Origin of the sequence: Pedobacter frigidisoli (genome assembly GCF_004331675.1) — a bacterium.
GTDB lineage: Bacteria > Bacteroidota > Bacteroidia > Sphingobacteriales > Sphingobacteriaceae > Pedobacter > Pedobacter frigidisoli.
Genome location: NZ_SJSN01000001.1, coordinates 335,941 through 360,741 on the forward strand (window position 1 = coordinate 335,941; position 24,801 = coordinate 360,741).

Annotated in this window: 19 protein-coding genes; 6 read left to right on the forward strand and 13 right to left on the reverse strand. The window is 38.0% G+C overall.

Annotated elements, in window-relative coordinates; translation table 11 throughout:
• The first annotated feature begins 38 nt into the window (after positions 1-38).
• Complete coding sequence (locus EZ449_RS01400) at positions 39-893, forward strand: diacylglycerol/lipid kinase family protein (protein WP_131556162.1); 855 nt, start codon at positions 39-41, stop codon at positions 891-893.
• Positions 894-1,102: 209 nt separating this feature from the next.
• Here the strand turns inward: EZ449_RS01400 and EZ449_RS01405 are convergent, their stop codons facing one another.
• The 9 genes from EZ449_RS01405 to EZ449_RS01445 all read right to left on the reverse strand — a co-directional run bounded on the left by EZ449_RS01405 (position 1,103) and on the right by EZ449_RS01445 (position 8,627).
• Positions 1,103-1,492, reverse strand: a complete 390-nt coding sequence (locus EZ449_RS01405) for a hypothetical protein (protein ID WP_131556163.1) — start codon at positions 1,490-1,492, stop codon at positions 1,103-1,105.
• The gene (locus EZ449_RS01410; RefSeq protein ID WP_131556164.1) at positions 1,493-2,146 is read right to left on the reverse strand and encodes an energy transducer TonB; all 654 of its coding nucleotides are present in this window, start codon (positions 2,144-2,146) and stop codon (positions 1,493-1,495) included. It abuts the gene before it with no gap.
• A 54-nt stretch (positions 2,147-2,200) separates the two neighbouring features.
• Entirely contained in the window at positions 2,201-2,887 is a 687-nt protein-coding gene (locus EZ449_RS01415) for a peptidoglycan DD-metalloendopeptidase family protein (protein WP_131556165.1), read from the reverse strand.
• On the reverse strand, positions 2,888-3,274 hold the full coding sequence (gene rbfA, locus EZ449_RS01420; protein ID WP_131556166.1) for a 30S ribosome-binding factor RbfA: 387 nt from the start codon (positions 3,272-3,274) through the stop codon (positions 2,888-2,890).
• A gap of 101 nt (positions 3,275-3,375) precedes the next feature.
• Complete coding sequence (hflX, locus tag EZ449_RS01425; RefSeq protein WP_131556167.1) at positions 3,376-4,572, reverse strand: GTPase HflX; 1,197 nt, start codon at positions 4,570-4,572, stop codon at positions 3,376-3,378.
• 337 nt (positions 4,573-4,909) lie between these two features.
• The gene (trpC, locus tag EZ449_RS01430; RefSeq protein WP_131556168.1) at positions 4,910-5,731 is read right to left on the reverse strand and encodes an indole-3-glycerol phosphate synthase TrpC; all 822 of its coding nucleotides are present in this window, start codon (positions 5,729-5,731) and stop codon (positions 4,910-4,912) included.
• An 86-nt stretch (positions 5,732-5,817) separates the two neighbouring features.
• Positions 5,818-6,402, reverse strand: coding sequence for an anthranilate synthase component II (locus EZ449_RS01435; protein ID WP_131556169.1), 585 nt, complete (start codon positions 6,400-6,402; stop codon positions 5,818-5,820).
• A gap of 53 nt (positions 6,403-6,455) precedes the next feature.
• Positions 6,456-7,853: an anthranilate synthase component I family protein gene (locus EZ449_RS01440; protein ID WP_205942929.1), complete on the reverse strand. Its 1,398-nt coding sequence runs from the start codon at positions 7,851-7,853 to the stop codon at positions 6,456-6,458.
• A 327-nt stretch (positions 7,854-8,180) separates the two neighbouring features.
• The gene (locus tag EZ449_RS01445; RefSeq protein WP_131556171.1) at positions 8,181-8,627 is read right to left on the reverse strand and encodes a cytochrome B; all 447 of its coding nucleotides are present in this window, start codon (positions 8,625-8,627) and stop codon (positions 8,181-8,183) included.
• 113 nt (positions 8,628-8,740) lie between these two features.
• Between EZ449_RS01445 and EZ449_RS01450 the strand changes: the two genes are divergently transcribed.
• The 5 genes from EZ449_RS01450 (at position 8,741) to EZ449_RS01470 (ending at position 19,347) form a co-directional block, all read left to right on the forward strand.
• Positions 8,741-11,758 (forward strand): amidohydrolase family protein, encoded by a 3,018-nt coding sequence (locus EZ449_RS01450; protein WP_131556172.1) that lies wholly within the window; start codon positions 8,741-8,743, stop codon positions 11,756-11,758.
• 1 nt (position 11,759) lies between these two features.
• Entirely contained in the window at positions 11,760-13,070 is a 1,311-nt protein-coding gene (locus EZ449_RS01455) for an amidohydrolase family protein (protein WP_165499666.1), read from the forward strand.
• Between the two features lie 1,022 nt (positions 13,071-14,092).
• Positions 14,093-17,257 carry a TonB-dependent receptor gene (locus tag EZ449_RS01460; protein ID WP_131556173.1) on the forward strand — a complete coding sequence of 1,055 codons (3,165 nt, stop codon included), beginning with the start codon at positions 14,093-14,095 and terminating at the stop codon, positions 17,255-17,257.
• 104 nt (positions 17,258-17,361) lie between these two features.
• Positions 17,362-19,116 (forward strand): ABC transporter ATP-binding protein, encoded by a 1,755-nt coding sequence (locus EZ449_RS01465; RefSeq protein ID WP_131556174.1) that lies wholly within the window; start codon positions 17,362-17,364, stop codon positions 19,114-19,116.
• 15 nt (positions 19,117-19,131) lie between these two features.
• The gene (locus EZ449_RS01470) at positions 19,132-19,347 is read left to right on the forward strand and encodes a PLDc N-terminal domain-containing protein (protein ID WP_131556175.1); all 216 of its coding nucleotides are present in this window, start codon (positions 19,132-19,134) and stop codon (positions 19,345-19,347) included.
• Between the two features lie 672 nt (positions 19,348-20,019).
• On the opposite strand, the gene EZ449_RS01475 is transcribed toward EZ449_RS01470, so the two are convergent.
• From EZ449_RS01475 to EZ449_RS01490, 4 genes are all read right to left on the reverse strand, one after another.
• Positions 20,020-21,306, reverse strand: coding sequence for an MFS transporter (locus EZ449_RS01475; RefSeq protein WP_225872193.1), 1,287 nt, complete (start codon positions 21,304-21,306; stop codon positions 20,020-20,022).
• A gap of 89 nt (positions 21,307-21,395) precedes the next feature.
• Positions 21,396-23,501: an ATP-dependent DNA helicase RecG gene (recG, locus tag EZ449_RS01480; RefSeq protein WP_131556177.1), complete on the reverse strand. Its 2,106-nt coding sequence runs from the start codon at positions 23,499-23,501 to the stop codon at positions 21,396-21,398.
• Positions 23,502-23,506: 5 nt separating this feature from the next.
• Entirely contained in the window at positions 23,507-24,409 is a 903-nt protein-coding gene (locus EZ449_RS01485; protein WP_131556178.1) for an EamA family transporter, read from the reverse strand.
• Between the two features lie 2 nt (positions 24,410-24,411).
• Positions 24,412-24,792 (reverse strand): RidA family protein, encoded by a 381-nt coding sequence (locus EZ449_RS01490; protein ID WP_131556179.1) that lies wholly within the window; start codon positions 24,790-24,792, stop codon positions 24,412-24,414.
• Positions 24,793-24,801: the final 9 nt, after the last annotated feature.

A 24,801-nucleotide genomic window follows, 5' to 3' on the forward strand; every position in this document is an offset into this window, starting at 1 on the left:
GTTAAAACTTGTTTGTGTTGTAAATCATTAAGGTAAATATGAAACTATTATTCATCATAAATCCAGGCTCTGGCAGTCACGATATTAATTTAAAGGAAGTAATTTCTACACATTTTGAAAGTAAGGAAATAGAAATTGAACTATACGAATTACCTGATGATTGTTCTTTAGATAAAATAAAAGCTGAAATTTCTAAATCAAAAGCCGATAGGGTTGTGGCCGTTGGTGGCGATGGAACCTTGAAGTTGGTTGCCGAATGTTTGCTAAATACCGAAACACCCATTGGAATTATCCCGGCAGGCTCTGCTAATGGAATGGCGAAAGAGTTGGGAATTCCAACTGATATTGAATTAGCATTAGACTTGTTAGAAGCTGGTAAGCTGCAAAAAATCCATGTGGTAAAGCTGAATAATGAAGTTTGTATTCACCTTTCAGATTTAGGATTTAACGCCTACTTGGTTAAAAAATTTGATACCCTGCCCGAACGTGGAATGTGGGGTTACGCAAAGGCAACTTGGCATGCATTGTGGAATCATAATAGAATGGAGGTTGAGTTAAACATCGACGGGAAAACGATTAAATCTCCCGCAGCGATGGTTGCAATAGCAAATGCTACCATGTATGGCACTGGCCTAAAAATAAACCCCGATGGAAAGCTTGATGATGAACTGTTCGAAATTGTTGTTGTTAAGGATTATTCTTACTTAGAAATATTGAAAATCTGGCTCACAAAATTGCCATTTAATCCAAAGAAGATTGAGGTTTTTCAAACTTCGGAGGTGAAAATTTCTTCGAAACACAAAGCCCATTTCCAAGTTGATGGGGAATATATTGGAAAAGTAAATACAGTTGAAGCAAAAATTTTACCTGCTGCGATTACGGTGATTGTTTAGTTTTTCTGAATTTCAAAAATTTAATTAAAAACCTGAGCCCGATTAAAATTAAATGAAATACTCTTCATTGTAAGAGTCAGCTAGGCGTTCGTCATGCTGAACTTGATTCAGCATCTTACATGCAAAGCCGCCTGGCTATAAAGACCCTGAAACAAGTTCAGGGTGACGACCGCTCATCCAAAACGTCAAAAAACTAAATCAAACTCAGGTTAAAAAGCTTTTCTGTGAATTTGGATGGAAAAATAAAGCCTAAAAAACTCTGCTATAAAACAGACTTTAAAAAGAATATCGAACCAAACTTGGCTTAGGTTTAAAACCTCAGGCAAAAAAGTAATAAATCCAAAGGAAAAAATCCATACAATTAGTCTGAATGGAAATTGGATATAGTAGGTAATGAAACCAAATTTCTTAAATAAGATCAGTCCAACAGCCGAAATAAATAATGATAAGAATAGTGGCAAGGTTAAAATCACCCTAACTTGAGATAAAACCTGATCTGGAATTTGGTTTAAATGTGTAACGATTCCCCAAAATTGTTTTGCCAATAAGGCAATGCTGATGATATCCAAAAGGGCAAAAAATCGAGTGGTATTCCTCATTTATCTACAGTATTTCGCTAAGTATTCGTCAGCTAATTTACTACCCATATTTTTAACAAAAGAAAAATCCTCACAAGCTCCTTGCTTATCGCCCTGCTTTATTTTTTTCATTCCACTATCAATTTTCGTTTGTAAATACTCATCATCTATTCCCAGTTGATTTTTAATGGCTATAATCTGAACTTCTTGCCCTGGTTTAGCCTTATCTATGTTTTTATAAAAATTAAGCACCGAGTTGGTTAATGCTTCTTCAGCCTGATAACTTCGAATAGCCTCTTGGATATCTGAATTGGATTTTCCCTCACAGTTATATCCCGAAAGTTTAAAGTTAACAGGCACAATTACCGAAATTGTGGTATCGTAACCAGCAGGAACCTGCCATTTCCCACTACTCAAACGAACTAAACGCAGGGCTTCATCATCTAAATCGCTTAAAATTCCCTTACTTACTTTCGAAGAATAAACGTTGCCTTGCTCATCAAGCTTAAAGCTAACATTTACAGTTCCTTGAATACAATTATCTTTTGAAAATTGAGGATAGATTGTTTTCTCTCGCAAAAAAGCTGTGAAGCCCGACTTGCCAGATTTAAACTGCAATTGAGCCATGGCTGCAGAACAGCAAAAGATTAAGCAAATGGTTAATAGCTTTTTCATGATACTAATTTACTTAAAAAAGCTGAAATGATATTTAAGGTTTTAAAACCTACACTACTTAAAATTATATTCTAAAATAAGATTTGGATCTGGACAATTAGCTAAATACTGCTCACGTTCGCTGAATTTACAAACGCCTGGATAATCGCCTTTCAAACCTTGCATATCTTGAATAATTTGGAAATGTAGATGTGGTGGCCAATATCCATTTTCTTCCTTAACGCCGAGTTCGGCAATCTTAATTCCGGCAGGGATAAACTTACCTTCTTCTAAGTTACTTAAAGAAGCTAAACTTAAATGACCATATAAGGCATTGAACCTAAAGCCATCGATTTCGTAAGCCAAAATGATGGTAGCGCCATAGTCGCCGAAGTTATTGTTATGGGCAAAACTTTGTACTGTAGCATCATAGAAATTATAAATTGGTGTTCCAGCCGGAGCCCAAACATCTACCCCCAAATGCAGCCGACGAGGTTCTTCAGCAGTATCAAAGTGTGCACTTCTCGAGTAAATCGTTCTGTGCTCATCATAACCTCCAATTCCATATCGGGCATCTTTATCCGAAAGTTTTTTATTTACCCAATCAGAAAACAAATCGGTATGATCCAAGATCTCATCAGTAAGCTCGGTATTTGTTGCTGTAAAATCTAAGGGTAAAAGTTGATCAGCAGTTGCATCAAAATCAACGACTTTTTGAATTGCCGAAGCATTCGATTTTATAACTTGCTCAAAGGTTTTCATTTAAGAAAGATCTTCGCCATCTTCTTCTTTTTGTCTTGGCTCTTTAGCAATTTTCTCAAAAAGATGATCCATCTTTTCTACATACTCATTGGTATCATCAACAAAGAAATTCAACTCAGGCACCACTCTAGCTTGATGGCGAATTCGAGCGCCTAATTTATATCTGATTTCGCCATTATGCGCATTAACCGTATTAATCGAAAGTGTGGTATTGGTGGTATTAAAAAAGCTTAAATAAACTTTTGCCACAGATAAATCTGGCGATACCCGAACACGTGTAATCGTTACCAATGTATTTGGCAAAAATGCACCACCCTCACGTTGAAAAATTTGTGCTAATTCTTCTTGTATTACTCCTGCAAATTTTTGCTGACGTTTACTTTCCATATTTTTTTTATCTGCGTCACTGCGAGGCACGAAGCAATCTTACAACAATCGCTGATATTTAGCACTTTTAGATTGCTTCGTGCCTCGCAATGACGGTTTAACTAATATAACAAATTATTATCGTAAGGATATCTCGCCGTATGGATCTCTTTAACCTTATCGTATAACAATGTTTTAAACTCTTCTATATTTTCCTTTTCTGTTGCTGAAATAAACAAAACAGGCATTTTTCCGTGGCTCATCCAGCTTTTCTTAAAATCTGCTAAACTCATTTTGCCTTTTTCAAATGCAACTAAATCATCTTCTTCTGGCGCCACATAAGCATCAATTTTATTAAAAACCAATATCATATCCTTATCAATCGCCCCAATATCTTTCAGTGTCTCATTAACAATATGAATCTGATCCTCAAAGTTTGGATGCGAAACATCAACAACGTGAATTAAAATATCAGCCTCTCGAACTTCATCTAAAGTCGATTTAAAACACTCTACCAAATGGTGAGGAAGCTTGCGGATAAACCCAACCGTATCTGATAATAAAAATGGTAAATTCTCAATCACCACCTTACGAACCGTCGTATCCAAAGTTGCAAATAACTTGTTCTCTGCAAATACTTCTGATTTAGAAAGCATGTTCATAATCGTCGATTTACCAACATTCGTATAACCAACTAAGGCAACACGAATCAGCTGACCGCGATTTTTTCTTTGCGTTTCATTCTGTTTATCAATTAAACGCAAACGCTCTTTTAATAATGAAATCTTGGTTAAAATAATCCGTCTATCACTTTCAATCTGTGTTTCCCCAGGACCACGCATCCCAATACCACCTTTCTGGCGTTCTAAGTGAGTCCACATACCCGTTAATCGCGGCAATAAATATTGCAATTGAGCCAATTCTACCTGCGTTTTAGCTTGTGCAGTTTGTGCTCTGTTGGCAAAAATATCGAGGATTAAATTACTTCTATCTAAGATTTTTACGCCAATTTCACGTTCAATATTTCGAAGTTGCGATGGAGATAGTTCATCATCAAAAATAACAACATCAATCTCTTCCGATTTTACAAAAGCCCTAATTTCTTCTAGCTTTCCCGTACCCACAAAAGTTGCACGTTCAGGCTTCAACATCTTCTGCGTGAAGATTCTTTCTACCACACCACCTGCAGTTTCAACCAAAAAGGCCAACTCGTCTAAATATTCTTTTGTTTGCTCTTCCTTTTCGCCAGGGGTAATTACACCCACCAAAATGGCTCGCTCCTGCTGAACAGCAGTATCATATGATTTTTGTTTTCCCATGTAATTGTAGCAAACTTAGATAAAATTGCCTACAATTACAGTAGCAAATAAGCAATTTTATCGTTCTTTCCTTAACCTTTAAACAACAATTAATTCTTCTTAAAGTTGTTTCTAATATTTTGAAAGTGAAAGCCAGTAGCTTTTGGCCAATACCGCCCCGCTTTCCGTTACAAGGCCCGATGAAAAATCGGGCGCTTTTCACTACAATCGGGCTTATTGAACTTTGGAAACTGCAATTACAAACCTGCATTTTAAATTTGTTTTCCGTCGCTGAGACCCCGACCGATAAGGGAAAAACTATCCTTGCTTCTGAATTTCCGTAGTGAAAACCAAGAAACTAAATCTGTGCGACAAACTCCCTAATCGCTACGCCTGGATTCTCCGTTTTCATAAAGTTTTCTCCGATCAAAAACCCATTAAACCCTGCGGTTTTTAAGTCTTTAATAATGCCCGGATCGCTAATTGCGCTTTCCGAAATCTTCAAAAACTCATTCGGAATTTTATTCACCAAATCGAAAGAGGTTTGAATATTAACCGTAAAATCCCCAAGATTCCTGTTATTTACACCAATGGCATCCAAATTTGGCGAAATACTTCTTTCGAGTTCTTCCAGATTGTGGACTTCTAAAAGCACATTCAAACCTAAATCCTTTGCGAATTTCCCAAAATCATGAATCTGCTTTGGGGTTAAGATAGAGGCAATTAATAAAATAATATCAGCACCCCAAGCTTTAGCTTCCAGAATCTGGTATTCATCAATCATGAAATCCTTTCTTAAAATCGGGATATTATTAGCTGCTCTGGCCGCTAAAATATCATCCGTTTTACCACCAAAGAAATCAACATCAGTTAAAACAGATAGTGCCGAAGCACCTGCTTTATTGTAGGCCTGCGTTACCTCCGCAACATCTACGGTACCATTGATTAAACCCTTAGATGGTGAACGACGCTTGAACTCCGCAATAATTCCTGTGCGATCTTCTGCCAGCAAAAACTCCTTAAAAGAATAAGGCGTCCTTTTAAAATGCTCAGCCTTTTCTAAATTCTGTATAGAAACGAGTCGCTTTGCATCAGCAACTTCTTCTTTTTTACGTAGTACGATTTTATCTAGTATAGACCCCTCCGCCCCTAAAGGGGAACTTGAATTTCCATCGTTCATATTATTTTGCATTGATAATTTCGTCTAATTTTTTCCAATTGCTATTTCCAACTTGCCTTTCAGCTCCCCCTTAGGGGGCTGGGGGGTTAGGCAGTCAACCAATTCTCCATCATCTGTTTTCCGTATTCAGTTAACACACTCTCTGGATGAAACTGAACACCACGAACATCTAAGCTTTCATGTCTAAGCGCCATAATCTCACTTTTATGATCTCTGGCCGTAATTTTTAAACACGATGGAAAATTTTCTTTACTCACCACCCAACTGTGATACCTGCCAACATTTATCGTTTGCGGGCATTCCCAAAACAATGGTTCATCACCATCTACAACCGTAACTGGTGTTGCAATGCCATGCATCGGTCGCCCTAGGTTTAACAAAGTTCCACCAAACGCTTCGGCAATGGCCTGCTGACCTAAACATACCCCAAAAATACTTTTAGTTGGTGCGTAAGTTTTAATTACATCCAACAGTAATCCAGCCTCTTCAGGAATCCCTGGGCCAGGAGAAAGCAAAATCTTATCAAATTGTTCTACATCAGCCAAATCGAATTTATCGTTTCTCCAAACTACCGCTTCGTAACCGACCTCATTTATTAAATGAACCAGATTGTAAGTGAAACTGTCGTAATTATCAATTACCAAAACGGTTTTCCTCTCTATATTTTCCATTGTAATTTTTTCTTTTATAAACACATCATCCATTGCACATTTTCCATTTTACATCAAATACTTTCTGCCATTTCAAGTGCCTTGCGCAATGCTGCAATTTTATTATTTACTTCCTGCATTTCGGTTTCCGGAACTGAATCTGCAACAATTCCAGCACCGGCACGATAATGCAATTCGTTGTTTTTGCTCATAAAAGTTCTAATCATAATCGCATGATTGAAATCTTCGTTAAAGCCCATAAAACCAATGGCTCCAGCATAAAAGTTTCTGCCCAATTTCTCATTTTCATCAATCAATTGCATTGCTTTATACTTTGGCGCACCACTTAATGTTCCAGCCGGATAAGTATCTGCAACCACTTTAAATGCAGTTACATCTTCCTGTAACTGTCCGCTAACCTTACTTACCAAATGAATTAAATGCGAATAATATTGAACTTCCTTAAATGATTTTACCTCAACACGATTGCAATGCCTGCTTAAATCATTTCTGGCCAAATCTACCAACATCACGTGTTCTGCACTTTCTTTCGGGTCTTGCTCTAATTTCTTAGCTTGTTCCGCATCTTCAATATCATTTCCACTGCGTTTAAATGTTCCTGCGATAGGGAAAATATTTGCCGTATTATTTTTGATGGTGATTTGCGCTTCTGGCGATGAGCCAAAAAGCTTAAAATTTCCATAATCAAAATAGAATAAATATGGCGATGGATTTATAGAACGCAAGCAGCGGTAAACATTAAATTCATCTCCAGAAAAGGCTTGTTTAAATGCCCTCGATGGAACAATTTGAAAAACATCTCCACGGAAAATATGCTTTTGAAGTTTCGCCACCAAGTCCATAAAACCTTGATCTGTTAGGTTTGAAGATTCCTCTCCACGAAGCTGAAACTTATATTCAGGATAGTTTTTATTCTGAATCAAGTATTCCATTTTCTCCAAGCCACTCTCTTCTTCGCCCTCGAATGTATTTTTGAATAAGGTAATCTCATTTTTAAAATGGTCGATCGCAATGATATAACGGTATAAATGATATTGCATTTCAGGAATTTCCTCTCCCTCTGGTGTTTCAGAAGTGAACTTGATATCCTCAAAATGTTGAACAGCGTTCCAGGTAAAATATCCGAATAAACCGCTGGAAATAAATTTAATCTCAGGCAACTCGGTTTCCTTAAATTTATCCTTAAAAGCGGTAATCTCATCGGTTAGGTTTTCGCTTTCTTTTATTTCTACAGAACCATCAGGAAAATAAGTTTCCAGTCTAGTTCCTTTTAAAATAATTCCAGCTACGGGATCGGCACAAACAAAACTCATCGAATTCTCGCGGCTGTGATAATCGGAACTCTCTAACAGGATGCTATTTGGATAAACATCGCGTAAGCGTAGATAAATGCTCACTGGCGTTGTGGTATCGGCAAGCATCTTTTTGTAAGTGGTATTTATTTTGTACATCATTTTACGGTGGCCGTCATTGCGAGGCACGAAGCAATCTTAATGCTTTTGGCATCAAACACCTGCTATCTTTGTAGGATTGCTTCGTGCCTCGCAATGACGAGTTAAATTTTTTATAATAAAAAAGCCCGGCGTGTGGTTCTACGCCGGGCTTTAATGGTTCAATTAGGTTTAGGTTGATAAAAATATTTTCCTCATACGCAGCCGGCGCAATTCTGTTTTGAATTACCTTGCCAAAGCCATGTATGTATATTGTTGATCATGAGCGACAAAAATATAAAGAATTTTGAAAAATGGAAATATTTATAAAAATAGTTTTGTTAAATTTTATTTAGTCATACCAAAAAAGGATCTTCCTGGCACATCTTTTACCATCAATAGAATGGTTACAATAATTAAAATCAAAGCCAAACCAAAGAAAACTGAGATGGTACGATGCTTTGCAACTGCTTCTGTTAGCTTTTTCGATTTTGAGTTACCCACCGTAATTAAAATAATGGCAATAATCATCATACTAATGTGTTCCATTTTCCAGTAACGGCCTACAGCATTGCTACTATCTACCTTGTACCAATCCCCAACAAAATACATTACCAAACCGATCAACAATTGGATGTGCGCACTAATTAGCGTAAAAACATTTAGTTTTCTATCGCCCTCGGTGTATGATTTGTTTCCAAACCAGCCAGAAAGCGCTTTAATTACTGCAATAACCAACAGGACAAAAACGATATAGCGCCAACCTGAATGTGCACTTTTTAAAATTTGATACATAATGATGATATTTTGTGCTTCAAAAGTAATCAATAATTGTAAAAAATAGGATATTGAGTACAATCAACATTAATTTATATTAGTTTTAAGCAAAATAAACCCCTAAACTTATTATGAAGAAAATTTTACTCGCCATTGCGCTGGTATTTTCTACTACAATGCTATTTGCACAGCAAACCACTTTCCCAGTTAACGGCTCTTTCGACACCCGTCCTGGAATGTTCGCATTTACCAATGCAACTATTGTAGTTAATGCCAACCAAACCTTAACAAATGCTACACTTTTAATTAAAGGACAAACGATTCAAGCGGTTGGCGCTGGCTTGGCGGTCCCAAAAGGGTATGTTGTTGTCGATCTTAAAGGAAAATTTATTTATCCATCGCTAGTTGATGCTTTTACAAGCTATGGAATTACCGAAGCGGCTGGCCCAACACGTGGCTTTGGTGGTCAACGCCAATCTATTTTTGTTTCGACGAAAAAAGGTGCTTATGGATGGAATGAAGCGATTAGACCAGAAACCTACGTTAAGAATATTTTTTCTACGGATAGCAAAAAAGCGGATGAACTACGTAAAGTAGGTTTCGGAAGTGTAAACGTAATTTCTCGTGATGGTATTGCTCGTGGAGTATCTGCCGCTGTTACGTTAAACGAGGGTACCGACAACAATGTGATTTTGAAAGATCAAACTGCAGCAAATTATTCGTTTAATAAAGGCACTTCTTCAAACGATTATCCAACTTCTTTAATGGGTTCTATCGCTTTGCTACGCCAAACCTATTACGATTCGCAATGGTATGGCAAGCAAAAAGAGGAGTACAATATCTCTTTAGATGAATTTGGGAAGCAACAAACCATGCCACAAATTTTTGAGGTTGATGGTTGGGCGAATGTGCTTCGTGCTGATAAAATCGGCAAGGAATTTGGCAAGAAATTCATCATCAAATCTGGCGGCGATGAATACCAACGTATTAATGAGGTGAAAGCAACTGGAGCAAGTTTGATTATTCCTTTGTCTTTTCCGAAAGCTTATGATGTAGAAGATCCTGCTGAAGCCAGAAATGTAACCTTGGCACAAATGAAAGGTTGGGAATTGGCTCCAACTAACCCTGCCGCTTTAGAGAAAGCAGGAATCAAGTTTGCCTTAACTGCTTTTGGTTTAGAAAACAGTCGCGATTTTTGGGCTAACATTCGCACCGCAATTGAGAACGGATTAACAGAAAAACAAGCCTTATTATCGGTAACAACAACTCCAGCAGAGCTTTTGGGCATCAGCGACAAAGTAGGTTCATTGGAGAAAGGTAAAGTAGCCAACTTCCTAATCTCATCAGATAACTTATTCAAAAATGGAAATATCATTTTTGAGAACTGGGTTCAAGGCAAGCGTTTCATTGTGAATAAAATGGATGTGAGCGATGTGCGTGGAACTTATAACTTAAACGTTGATGGTGTTGGTGCCCTAACCTTAAAAATAACCGGAACTGGTGGTGGTTCTTCAGCAGCGATTGAAAGAACTGGTGTAGATAGTGTAAAAACTACAGCAACTTTCACCAGAAATGGCGATTGGGTGAGCATCAACTTCAATCTAAAGAAAAACCCTAAGGGCGATGTTCGTTTAAGTGGCTACATTACTTCTGCAAACCCGTTAACCATTAAAGGCGAATCTGCATTAGCAGATGGAACCAATGGAAAATTCACGGCAACCTACAAAGAGGCGGCTAAGGAAACACCGAAGAAAGATGAGCCTAAGCCAAGCTTAGCAGTCGGACCAATCATTTATCCTTTCACGGCCTTTGGTTCTGCAGAATTACCAAAGCAAGAAACGGTTTTAATAAAAAATGGAACCGTTTGGACGAATGAAATGGACGGTATATTGCAAAATACCGATGTACTTTTAGAAAATGGCAAAATTAAGGCTATTGGCAAAAACCTTTCAGCAGCTGGCGCAAAAGTTATCGATGCAACTGGTAAACATGTAACAGCTGGCATAATCGATGAACACTCGCACATTGCTGCGACAGGAATTAATGAGGGCGCACAATCTGTTTCCGCCGAAGTTCGTATGGGAGATGTAATTACTGCAGAAGATGTAAATATTTATCGCCAATTGGCTGGTGGAGTTACCACTTCTCAAATTTTACATGGTTCGGCAAATCCAATTGGTGGGCAGTCGCAATTGATTAAATTACGTTGGGGAAAATCTGCTGAAGAATTAAAATTCGCTGGCGCAGATGGTTTTATCAAATTTGCCTTAGGCGAAAACGTGAAGCAAAGTAATTTCGGTACTGGTGCTCGTTTCCCGGTTACGCGTATGGGTGTAGAGCAAACTTTTGTTGATGAATTTACCCGTGCAAAAGAATACGCAAAAGCAATGTCGGTTAAAGGCAACAGCGTTCGTAGGGATTTAGAATTGGATGCTATTGTAGAGATTTTGAATAACAAACGTTTCATTACTTGTCACTCTTATGTGCAGAGCGAAATCAATATGTTAATCCATGTTGCTGATAGTTTAGGTTTTAAGATCAACACCTTTACCCACATTTTAGAGGGTTATAAAGTGGCTGATAAAATGAAAGCACATGGCATTGCGGGCTCAACTTTCTCAGATTGGTGGGCTTACAAAAATGAAGTTGCAGAGGCAATTCCTTACAACGGAAAAATTATGCACAACGTTGGCGTAACTACCGCTTTCAATTCTGATGATGCTGAAATGGCTCGCCACTTAAATCAGGAAGCTGGTAAATCAGTTTTATATGGTAATGTTCCAGAGGAGGAAGCATTAAAATTCGTGACTTTAAATCCCGCTAAAATGCTGCACATAGATGATAAAGTTGGAAGTTTAAAAGCAGGTAAAGATGCCGATGTGGTGATCTGGACAGCTAATCCACTTTCAATTTATGCCAGAGCGGAAAAAACTTTTGTGGATGGAATTGCTTATTGGGATCTTGAAAAAGATGCGCAAGTAATCAAAGCACAACAAATTGAAAAGGCTCGCTTGATTCAAAAAATGTTAGACAGCAAAAGTAAAGGTGGCAGAACGCAACGCCCAATGGGAGATGCGCCACGCTTATACAATTGCGAAACCTTAGAAAATTATTCAGCTGAATTAACCGAAAATGAACATGCACACTAACATGAAATCCTATTTAATGAGTCTGGCTTTTTCGGCTACAAGCCTGATGTGTTTCGCACAAGCAAACATTTCGCCAGCTAAAAAACAAAGCAAAACCATCGCCATAACAGGAGCAACTGTTCATGTAGGCAACGGAACGGTTATCGAAAATGGAACCATTCTTTTTGGTAATGGAAAAATTATTTCGGTTACAGCAAACGGACAAGTGCCACAAGATGATGTAACTAGAATTGTGGCTACAGGAAAACATATTTACCCAGGTTTTATTGCAGCCACAACCAACTTAGGTTTGGCTGAAACTGAATCGATAAAAGCAACATTGGATTTCGAGGAAATTGGCGATTTCAATTCGCACATTCGTTCTATTGTAGCTTACAACACCGATTCGAAAGTTCCTGCAACGCTACGGAGCAATGGTATTTTAATGGCGCAACCCACTCCACAAGGCGGAACAGTTTCTGGAAGTTCTTCGGTTGTTCAACTAGATGCTTGGAATTGGGAAGATGCAGCAATTAGAAAAGATGATGCCATGCACATGACTTGGCCAGTTACACCACGTTTTAGAGGTGGTTTTGGCGGTTTCGTCCGACCACAAATGTCGCCAGAACTTTTAGCAGAAAGAACACAAGCGGCAATTGCGCAGCTCACTTCTTTCTTTGCTGAAGCTAAAGCTTATTCGGAGATGGAAAAACCAGAGGTAATTAATACGCGTTTCGCAGCAATGAAAAGGGTTTTCTCTGGTGATGAAAAATTATTCATCGCAGCCGATAGTCAAAAGGATATTGTTGCGGCTGTAAACTTCGCCAAGAAATTCGGAATTACGCCTGTCATTACTGGCGCTGATGAGGCATACTTGGTAATCGATTTCTTGAAAGAAAATAATATCAGCTTAGTGGTTAAGCAGCCTCATGCTTTGCCAAACAATAACGACGATGACGTGAACATGCCTTATAAAAACGCTGCAGTTTTAGCCAATGCGGGTTTAAATGTGGTATTAAGTATAGATGGTTATTGGCAACAACGCAACTTGCCTTTTATGGCTGGTACAGTTACGGCTTGGGGATTGGATAAGGAAAAAGCATTATCAACCATCACATTAAATGCTGCAAAAGTAATGGGTGTTGATAAAACTACCGGCAGTATCGAAACTGGTAAAGATGCTACTTTCTTTATCTCTGCTGGCGATGCGTTGGATATGAGGACTAACAAAGTGGAGCAAGCTTTTATCCAAGGAAGAGATATTAATCTGGATAATTTGCACAAGCAATTAGATAAAAAGTTTAGTGATAAATACGCTGGGGAGAAGAAGTAGTTAAATTTCTTATAGCTTAAATTAAGTCGTGGCATTTCGCTGCGACTTTTTTGTTTAACGAGTTTTCTAATGCAGAAGGCACTGTATTTTATACCAGTTGTTTTTACACACTCGTCATTGAGAAACAATTTTTCATTGTTTTGTGGCAACCTCATTGCTGCTTGTAGACTGGAAAGGCAAGGTGGAGATTGCCACTAATATTACCGATGAAGAATCGGAGAATATTCTCGCAAGGACGGATTAGGAGCAGAGAATCGTCATTTTTTTTACGTTAAAACTAACACTCCAGCTCACGTACCCACCTAGTACACTCGTCATTGCGAGAAACAATTTTTCATCGGGACGTGGCAACCTCATTGCTGCTAGCAAGGTGGAGATTGCCACTAATATTACCGATGAAAAATCGGAGAATATTCTCGCAAGGACGGATAAGGAGCAGAGAATCGTCATTTTTTTTACGTTAAAACTAACACTCCAGCTCACGTACCCAGCTAGTACACTCGTCATTGCGAGAAACAATTTTTCATTGTTTCGTGGCAACCTCATTGCTGCTTGTACTCTGAAAAAGCAAGGTGGAGATTGCCACTAATATTACAGATGAAAAATCGGAGAATATTCTCGCAAGGACGCAGGATGGAAACCATGGCGGCACTATTAAAACAGTTACAAGTTGGCGATGAGCAGTTGTAAGTCGGCAGTAGCTAGGTTCAACTTAGCAGTAGCTATTACCAACTTGGCCGTTGCTAGGTTCAGCATTGCAGTAGTAAAAACAACGCTTTAGGCTACCAAAATCAATTATCTCTACGGGTCATCACTAACAATTGATGATTTTATCTTAACATATACCCATAAATCGAACAATTTATAAACCATTTGATAACATAAAATCGAAATCAGCTTAACACTACAATAACAATTTTGCATCATAAAAATCAGAACTAATCATAATGAAACCTGCACGAGCAAAAACTCGATATAATTTACGCTCGTGCAAGCTTCAAAACCTATTAAAAAATCAAACTATGATGAAAAATTTACTAGTTGCAGTAATGCTACTATTGTGTTTTGCTACCAATTCGGCAATGGCACAAACTACGCAAGCATCCATATCGGGTATTGTAACCGATGACCAGAAGAAGCCCATTCCAGGTGTTTCTATCCAAATTAAAAATAACTCGACTGGTTTTACCACCAGAACATCAACCAATGCCCAAGGGGAATACACTTTTAAAGAACTTCCATTGGGTGGTCCTTACACTGTTAAAGCTATTTACGTTGGTTTCGGCGAACAAAACAGAAGTGGCTATATGTTAAATCAAGGTGATGCAGTGAAAATTGCAATTAACATGCAAGAGGCCTCTCAAAACCTAGAGGCTGTTCAGGTTGTGGCATCTGGTTTAAAAAACAAAGTGAAAAACTTTGGTGCATCTACAGAAATTTCTGCAAAAACCATGACTCAACTTCCCGTAAACGGGCGTAACTTCTCTAACTTAATGGATTTATCCCCTTTAAGCCGCGGAGGTGGTATTTCTGGTCAGCTGGGTTCATCTACAAACTACACTATTGATGGTATGGGCGCCAAAAACCCAACATCTTCTGGTTCTACAACCAGTCGTAGCGGTGCCCCATATTCCATTTCTATGGAGGCTGTTCGTGAGTTTAAGGTAATTACCAACCAATACGATGTAACTTATGGCAGAGCCGGTGGTGGTACTGTGAGTGCGGTTACAAAATCTGGTACAAACACCTTAAGCGGAAGTGCCTTTACCTATGGAAGAGCTGATTGGTTATCTTCTCCTTATGATATTAGAGGCATAAAACGTGATAATGACTTCTCTACTTATCAATATGGTTTTACTTTAGGCGGACCAATCATCAAGGATAAATTGCACTATTTTGTGGGATGGGATCATCAAAGAGATGCTCGCCCTTTAATTATTGCTGATGTTAATGGCGCTGCTGATGAGGCAAGATTCAGAATTACCAATAGCACTTTAGAACAATTTTTAGGAATAGCACGTACAAAATACGGTGTGGCCAACACAAAACAGTATGGTACATTCGATAAGAAACGTGGAACGGATGCAGCATTTGCCCGTTTAGATTGGCAGATTGATGATAAAAACTTATTAACCATCCGTGATAACTATACCAACGACAGAAATCCATTGGGTTTAGCTGATAATACGGCAATCAATTTCTTCGAAAGTTATGGTAACGATAAAAACGTTGATAACAATTTATTGGCAACCTTGCGTTCAACCATCAGCAGTAAAATTACCAACGAATTAAAAGTACAACACTTATACACTTACCAGGCGAGTACACAAAATGATGAATTAACAGGTGCTATTCCAAGAGCGCAAGTTGGTAACATTGTTTCAAAACTTTCCGATGGATCAAGCATTGCTACTGCCATTCAAATTGGTGGTCACCGTTTTGGACAAGAGGGCTTCACCAATAACGTAATTCAGTTGGTAGATAATTTTTACTACAATACCGATAAAGTGAAATATACTTTTGGTATTGATTTACAATACACACGTGCAACATCACTTTATGGAAGTGAGGTAAACGGTCGTTTCGAATACAGCAGCAGTAACGCTGGAGCAACATCAGCAATACAGAATTTCGAAAATTTAGCACCAAATAGGTATTATCGTGAGGTTCCTTTATTGCCAGATCCAACAGTAAAAGCTGCGATTTGGAACACGGCAATTTATGGTCAAATGCAAACTAAATTGGCTACAGGTTTAGATTTTATTGGTGGTGTTCGTGTGGATTATAGTGCTTACCCAAAATCGCCACTTAACCAAGATTTATTTAATGCAATTGGCATCAGAACAGATCATAAATTGAAACAATTCTTAGTGCAGCCGAGAATTCAATTTGATTGGGATATTAACGAAAATAGAACAGACTTCGTGCGTTTGGGTGCTGGTATTTTCGGATCGGATGTAAACAATTACGTGACCATTAACAATTTAACTTTTGATGGTAAGCACTTAGCAACCGTAGATGTTTTTGGGGCTGATGTTCCAACGCCTAACTTTATTGGTTATAGAAATGGTACTGCTCAAGCACCAAGCTTGCCTTTATTACAAGTTCCAACCATTAATACTTATGCAGAAGACGCCAAGATTCCGGTAGTTTACAAAGCCAATTTATCATATAGCAAATTAATAACTGATAAACTTAAGGTTGGAATTACAGGTTATGCTACTTTAGGCCGCAATAACTACATGTATGTAGATAGAAACATGGTCGCAAATCCATTCTTTACTTTACCTAATGAGGGTAATCGTGGTGTCTTTGTGCCAACTACGAGCATTGCAGCGGGTAGCGGTGTAGCCGATTGGAAAGGCGGTCGATTAACGAACAAATTTGGTCGTGTGTTAGAGTTAAATAGTCAAGGTAAGGTTAATCAGTTTGCTGTTGTGGTAGATGCTACTTGGAACTATTTTAGAGACGGAGAAATTTCTGCCAGTTTCACTTACAACGATACAAAAGACAACACTTCTTACAATGGAAACGTAGCCAACTCTGCAACTTTATCTTTACCGGTTAAGGATGATCCAAGAGATTTAAGCAAAATGTCTTATTCAGATAATCAATTCCGCAGCAAGGTGGTTATTTACGGAACGCTACCAACATTTTATGGCATAACAGTAGGAGTTCGCTATTCTGGAATTGGTGGTACGCGTTATAGCCTATTGGCTGGTGGAAATATCAATGGCGATTTTGTTGCCACGAATGATTTAGCTTATGTTTTCGATAGAAATAGCACAAGTGTGCCTGCGAACATTCGTACTGGTTTACAAACCTTATTGGATAATCCAGATGCTAGCCAAAGCTTAAAAGATTACGTTAATAAGTATTCTGGTCAAATTGCAGAACGTAATGGAGGTATAAATGATTTCTTTGGAATTGTAGATTTAAGAATCAGCAAGAAATTCAAAATCTATAAATCACATAACATAGAGCTTTCTGGAGATATCTTCAACTTGGGTAACTTGTTAAACAAGAAATGGGGAGTTAACGAAACCATGGGTAATCAAGCTTTATATGCAGTTTCAGCTTTTGATGCCACAAACAGAGCTTATACTTACCGCGTAAATAATACGGGTGTAGTTACGCCATCGGGTAATCCATGGCAAATGCAAATCGGTTTGAGATACGGATTTTAGTCACAGGAAGATACATTGTATCTTTCTAAAAAGTCATAAAAAAAGGGAATGGATTTTTATCCGTTCCCTTTTTCTATTTTTGCAGTACAAACAACAAAACTTTAATGGGATTATTACTAAACTACCTGAAAAGCCACAAATGGATAGTGGCCCTGGCACTATTGCTTGCAGGTGTAAATATTGGCTTTTCTTTAATGGATCCTTACTTTACCGGTAGGATTTTAGATTTATACATCAATAAACGAGCATCTTTTTCTGACAAGAGCACTTACCTTTGGGGAGCAATGGGCTTCATTGGCTTAGCAATTGGTGCGGCAATGGTGTCGCGTATTGCTAAAAACTTTCAAGATTATTTCACCAGCGTTATCGTACAAAAAGTTGGCGCCAAAATGTATGCCGATGGTTTACAGCACTCCCTAAAACTGCCTTATCAGGTTTTTGAAGATCAACGCAGTGGCGAAACTTTGGGTATCTTACAAAAGGTAAGGTTAGATTCAGAAAAGTTCATAACTTCATTTATTAGTGTTCTTTTTGTAAGTTTAATCGGGATGATTTTCGTAATCGTTTATTCGGTTTCCATCAGCTATAAAGTAACATTGGTATACTTTGCCGCTATTCCAATTATTAGTTTTGTAAGCTGGTTTTTAAGCAGAAAAATCAAAACCATTCAACGTTCCATTGTTGGCGAAACTACTGCTTTGGCAGGTTCCACTACAGAATCATTAAGAAATATTGAGCTGGTAAAAAGTTTAGGTTTGGCCGATCAGGAAATTGAAAGATTAAACAAAACCACCTACAAAATTTTAGGTCTGGAGCTTAAGAAAGTGAAGTACGTTCGCAGCATGAGCTTTGTACAGGGAACAACTGTAAACTTGGTTAGAAGCTCCATGATCGTCGTGCTCTTGATGCTGATTTTTGATAACACCATCTCGCCAGGACAATACTTTTCATTTTTATTTTATTCATTTTTCTTATTTGGACCGTTACAAGAGCTTGGAAATGTAATCCTGGCTTGGCGTGAAGCTGAAGTTTCCTTAGGTAACTTCAAGAAGATTTTAAGCACTCCAGTTGATAAAAAACCAGCCAATCCGATCTCGATTAGAAAAATCAAGGAACTTACTTTTAAATCGGTAAGCTTTAAACACTTAACGGCAAACAGAAATGCCTTAGAGAATATTTCTTTTGATACACACAACGGACAAACCATAGCTTTCGTTGGCCCATCAGGTTCAGGAAAATCTACCTTGGTTAAACTTTTGGTTGGATTATACCCTGCAAAAGATGGCGAAATTTTATACAACGGAACGCCAAGTAACGATATTGATCTTGATGCCTTACGTGAGAAGATCGGTTTTGTAACCCAAGATACGCAGTTATTTTCAGGTACAATTAGAGAGAATTTACTTTTTGTAAATCCTAGTGCCACTGATGAAGAATGTTATAAAGTTTTAAATCAAGCTGCTTGTCAGACTTTGTTAGCCAGAGCCGATAAAGGCTTAGATTCTTTAATTGGTGAGGGTGGCGTAAAAGTTTCAGGTGGAGAAAAGCAACGCTTATCCATCGCCAGAGCATTACTTCGTCAGCCAGATATTTTAGTTTTTGATGAGGCAACATCTTCTTTGGATTCGATTACCGAAGAGGAGATTACTAAAACTATTCGCTCGGTTTCTAATCTAACCGATCACATTACAATCTTAATTGCCCATCGTTTATCAACCATCAAACATGCAGATGTGATCTACGTTTTAGAAAAAGGGCATATTATCGAGCATGGTACACATGAGGGATTAATTGCACAAAACGGTTTATATCAAGCCATGTGGCGCCAACAAATCGGCGAAAGAATTGTTGAAGCTTAAATAAAAGGCATCAACATGTTAATAGCACAAGTAGAAAGTAATCAAATCGCGATCATCATTATCATTGCAGCTATCCTTTGGCTAGCACTCATTTTAGCCGCATTATTTCATATATCGAGAAATTCATCAATGGGTTTCTCGGTAAAAGTGCTGTGGTTTATCATCATCCTTTTCGCTCCGTTTTTAGGATCAATTGTCTATCTGATTTGGGGGAAGAACAAGAAGTTTTAAAGCTTTTTTCAAGTGACTTGGCCAGGTCATTAAGCATTCGTCATCCTGAATTTATTTCAGGATCTTTCATGCTGTTTTTTTCTTTTGTCGAGCTGTGTTCTTGATGAAAAAGAATAATTTGGAAAGCAATTCCTGTAGTTCTTAGGGTTGGCTCTGCCCCGCTGTTTCTTCTGCCGATGGAAAATCGGCATTCGTGCCATCGGTTTAGTTTGCAGGGTATTTCGCTTTTTTGAAAGCTGGCTTAGCAAAAGTAACAGGAATTCTACGGTTAATTGGTCATGCCTTAATTCGGTCGTCATCCTGAATTCATTTCAAGATCTTTCATGCTGTTTTTTCTCCCATGAAGCTGTACTCTTGTTGAAACTAAGGATTTGGAAAGCAAGGACAGTGGTTCTTAGTTTAGTTTCGGTCCCGCTGTGTCTCCTGCCGATGAAAAATCGGCATCCGTGCCATCGGGTTTAGTTTGCAAGTCATTTCGACTTTTTGTAAATCTTGCCGGGCAAACGTAAATAGTAGCATTGACTTTTGTTATCTAAACCTGACTGTACGAAAATACTTTTTGATATACTGTCTTTTGGTTTCATTAATCCTTACACAAAAAGATTGTAGGAAAGGCAGGACTAACGTTAATCTACCTCCTGTAGTTGCTTTAAAAATGATTAAAAAATTTAACTAAGCTGCTTTAGTCGTTTGCTCATTAATATCTTGCAAGCTTAATTTCGTTAGCGATTTCGTTTTTAACCAAGTAATTCCGGCAATTGCAATCGTCATGCTGCCACCAAAAACCACAGCAGGAACAAGCGTTAATAGTTTTGCAGATAAGCCAGATTCGAACTCACCAATCTCGTTAGAAGAACCAATAAACATGCTATTCACTGCAGAAACCCGCCCACGCATATCATCAGGCGTAAGCAATTGCATAATCGTTTGACGGATGATTACGCTCACACTATCAAACGATCCCTCGAGAAATAAAAAGAATAGGGTTAGGTAGAAGTTTTTAGATAAACCGTAGCAGATGATACTTAAACCAAAACCCGTTACCGCAATAAGCAAATTTCGCCAAGGTTTTCCCATTGGAGAAAAACGCGTCATTAAAAGCATGGTTATAACAGCACCTGATGATGCTGCACCACGCATCATGCCCAAACCAAAGGAGCCAAGGTGGAAAACATCTTTCGCAAAAATCGGAAGTAAGGCAACTGCACCACCAAAAAAAACAGAAAATAAATCTAAACTCATTGCCCAAACCATCATTTTGGTTTTAAACACAAACTGAATTCCCTCCTTTAAACTATGGAATATATTTTCTTTAGGAACATAATTTGATGGGTGCTTTTTGAAAGTAAAAATACAGATAAGCGAAATAGAAACTAACAATACAATAACGCTGTAAGCTGCCGTAATTCCCCATAACCAATTAATTAAACCACCTAGTAAAGGGCCAATAATGGTTGCCAACTGCCAACTACTGCTGCTCCAAGTACTCGAATTTGGGTACAGTTCTTTGGGAATAATTTGTGCCATTAACGAGAATGTTGCCGGTCCGAAGAAGCCCCTTGCCAAGCCGATGCAAAAAACCAGTCCGTACATAATCAAAACGATCAGATCTTCTTTTAAATGCAGGTATTTGCTGGTAATAATCAACATGAGTACAGAGGCTAACCAAACACCAGAAAAAATCTTGATCAGCAACCCACGTTTCTCACTTTTATCGGCAATATAACCTCCATATAAAGCGATTCCTATTGCTGGAATGGCTTCGCAAAGCCCCACTAAACCTAACTTTAATGGATCATGCGTTAAATCGTAAATATGATAGCCAATTACTACGGCCTGCATTTGGTATGCAAAGGTGAAAAAGAAGCGCATCCCTAAAAAAGAACGAAATTCTTTGTATCGCAAGGCTGCGAATGGATCAGGTTTTGTTACTGCTGAATTGGGGTCTGAATCTGCCACAGGAAAAATATTTTTGCAAAACTAAGGTTTGGAAAACTAAAATTACAACAGAATTAAAATACGATTAGAAACGTTACCAAGAAATGATATTAAGAGATTTTATCGAAAGAGATACCTCGTTCTAATTTTTTTAGAAAGGCTTTAAGCAACGCATTTTCTGGCTTAACTAATTCAGGATCTTCTGAAAAAAGTTCGATGACGGTATTTCGTGCCTCTGATAAAATAATCTGATCTTTCGCCAAATCTGCTAGTTTCAAATCCAATACACCGCTTTGCTGCGTTCCAGTGATATCACCAGGGCCACGCAATTGCAAATCGATTTCAGAAATTTCAAATCCATTATTGGTTCTCACCATCGTTTCTAGGCGAACTTTTCCTTCTTTGCTTAATTTTTGTCCGCTCATTAGAATGCAAAAAGATTGTTCAGCACCACGGCCAACACGACCGCGTAATTGGTGTAACTGCGAAAGACCAAAGCGCTCTGAATTCTCAATCACCATTACCGATGCATTTGGAACATTTACACCAACTTCGATAACGGTTGTAGCTACCATTATCTGACTTTTGCCATCGATAAATTGCTTCATCTCGAATTGTTTATCGGCATTAGGCATTTGTCCATGTACAATGCTAATCTGGTAATCTGGACGAGGAAATTGATAACTCATTTGTTCTACACCTGCTTCCAAATGCAAGAGATCTAATTTCTCACTTTCCTTTATCAATGGGTAAACGACATAAACTTGTCGGCCTTTGGCAATTTCTTGCTTCATAAAACCAAACATCCTCATGCGTTGCCCCTCAAAAAGATGTCGCGTTTCAATTGGTTTTCTTCCGGCAGGTAATTCATCAATAATGGAAACATCGAGGTCACCATATAAAGTCATGGCCAAAGTACGGGGAATTGGTGTAGCTGTCATTACCAATATATGCGGTGGAATAATATTCTTACGCCAAAGCTTTGCCCGTTGCTCCACGCCAAAACGATGCTGCTCATCAATTACGACTAGACCTAAATTTTTAAATTGAACCTTATCTTCAATTAATGCATGTGTGCCAATTAAGATATCAATCTCCCCATTTTCAAGTTGCTCATGCAAAATAGTTCGTTCCTTCTTTTTCGTACTTCCAGTTAAAATGGCAACCTTAACCAAGTCGTCGGTAACCAGTTCTGTAATGGAAGCATAATGCTGGCGAGCTAGAATTTCTGTCGGAGCCATCATACAGGCTTGGTAGCCGTTATCATTTGCCAAAAGCATACTCATTAAAGCAACCGCTGTTTTACCACTACCTACATCGCCTTGAACAAGCCGATTCATTTGGACACCGCGTTGTGTATCGATACGAATTTCCTTTACTACTCGCTTTTGAGCATTGGTTAATTCAAAAGGTAAGAACTCCTTATAAAACCGATTTACCTTTTCCCCGACTTTATCAAAGGTTACGCCTTTAAATTTTAGTTGCCTTAGTTGCTTATTATGCAACAACTGAAGTTGAATAAAAAAAAGCTCCTCAAACTTAAGCCGCCTTTCAGCAGCATTTAAATCCTTTTGATTTTTAGGGAAATGAATATTCAGCAAAGCCATTCTTTTATCAGGCAGCTGATATTTATCAATAATATATTGCGGTAAATTTTCTGGAACTTGTGGAATAACCTGATCAAGCAAACCTGCAATTAAACGTTGCAATCCTTTAGAATCGAGATTAAATTTCTTTAGTTTTTCCGTCGAGTTATAAACAGGTTGTAGAGTCAGGTTTCCCCGACCTTCGGGTTTATTCTGGTACAATTCCATCTCTGGGTGAGAAATACTGAAAGTTCCGTTAAAAATAGTGGGCTTACCGAAAGCTACATAAGCCGTACCCACTACAATATTATCATCAACCCATTTTAAACTTTGGAACCAAACCAGTTCCATAATTCCAGTTTCATCCTTAAAAACAGCAATAATTCGTTTCGCTCTTTTATCACCAATTACTTTTTTACTAATTACACGTCCAATAATTTGAATGTACTGTGAATCGACATTAAGCTGATTGATCTTAAAATATTTTGTCCTGTCGATATAACGGAAAGGGTAATGCGCCAAAAGATCTTGATAAGTGAAAAGACCAAGATCTTTCTTCAAAACATCGGCACGACTAGGACCAACGCCTTTCAAAAACTCAACAGGTGTATCTAATACCGAATTAAACAAAATATTTATGCTTTCTTATTAACAACACTTCTTAGCAATTGCAGGTTAAAAATAAAAATCGATACCAGCAAAAGCAAGTAGGCAAAGAGTTGATGCAAATCAATTTTCTCTTTAAAATAGAAAAATGCAACCGTAAAAGCAACTATTGGGTTCAGGTAGATTAATATTCCTAAAGCTGAAGATGGCATTCCCAGCAAGGCATAAGAATTTAAGAACAATGGAATAATGGTAAACACTACCGCTATCAAAAAAATGTGAGACCAAAAAAAGGTTTCAGTTGGGAAAGGATTTGAATTAAGAAAGTAGGTGGGTAACATCATCAGGCCAGATAAAATTAGCTGCACACCCAAGAAGTTAAATTTATCTACATCCTTTATCACCTTTAGTACAATAACATAAATAGCATAAAACGATGCAATTAAAATCGCCCATAGCACTTCATGCAAGGAACCTGTAGCCAATAAAATAATACTAACAAATGCCAAAATTAAAGCAACAATTTTTGCTTTTGTTAACTGCTCTTTTAAGATAACAAAACCACAAAGTGCAGTAAGTAATGGGCAAACCATATAAGCAAATGCTGCTGCTTTTAAACTAACGCTGTTTACGGCATAAATATAAGTGAACCAGTTGCCCGTAATTAGAAACGCCGATAGAATGGTAAGTAAAACTAACTTCCTTTTCTTGGCAGCTGATAATAATTTGAAAACTTTGATATCGTTTTTAAGCGCTTCTCTTCTAAAAAGGAGAATAGTTGCCCATACCATTAAAATAGAAACAAATATTCTATAGTATAAAATTTCTTGCGGAGGAAAACCTTTTAGGTTGCGCAAAGGAATAGACATGGTACCCCAAATGATATAGGGAATAATGCCCGCTATAAAATACTTGCTTTTACTGGTTGCCAAAATTATTCTACAATGGCAATTACAGAAATCTCTACATTAACATTTTTGGGTAATACCGATACTTGAACAGTTTCACGAGCAGGAAAATCAGCAGTAAAATACTGACCATAAATTTCATTTACTTGGGCAAAAGTTCCCATATCGCTTAAGAAGATGGTCGATTTTACTACATTATCGAAAGTTAAACCTGCCTCTAGCAAAACTGCTTTTAAGTTGCGCATTACCTGATGCGTTTCCTCTTCTATATTGCCGATGTTCAATTCTCCATTTTCAGGATTGATAGCCACTTGGCCAGATACAAATAAAAAGTTTCCTGCTTTAACAGCTTGGCTATATGGCCCAATTGGCGCTGGGGCATTGGTTGTTGTAATAATTTGTTTCATAAAATTTAA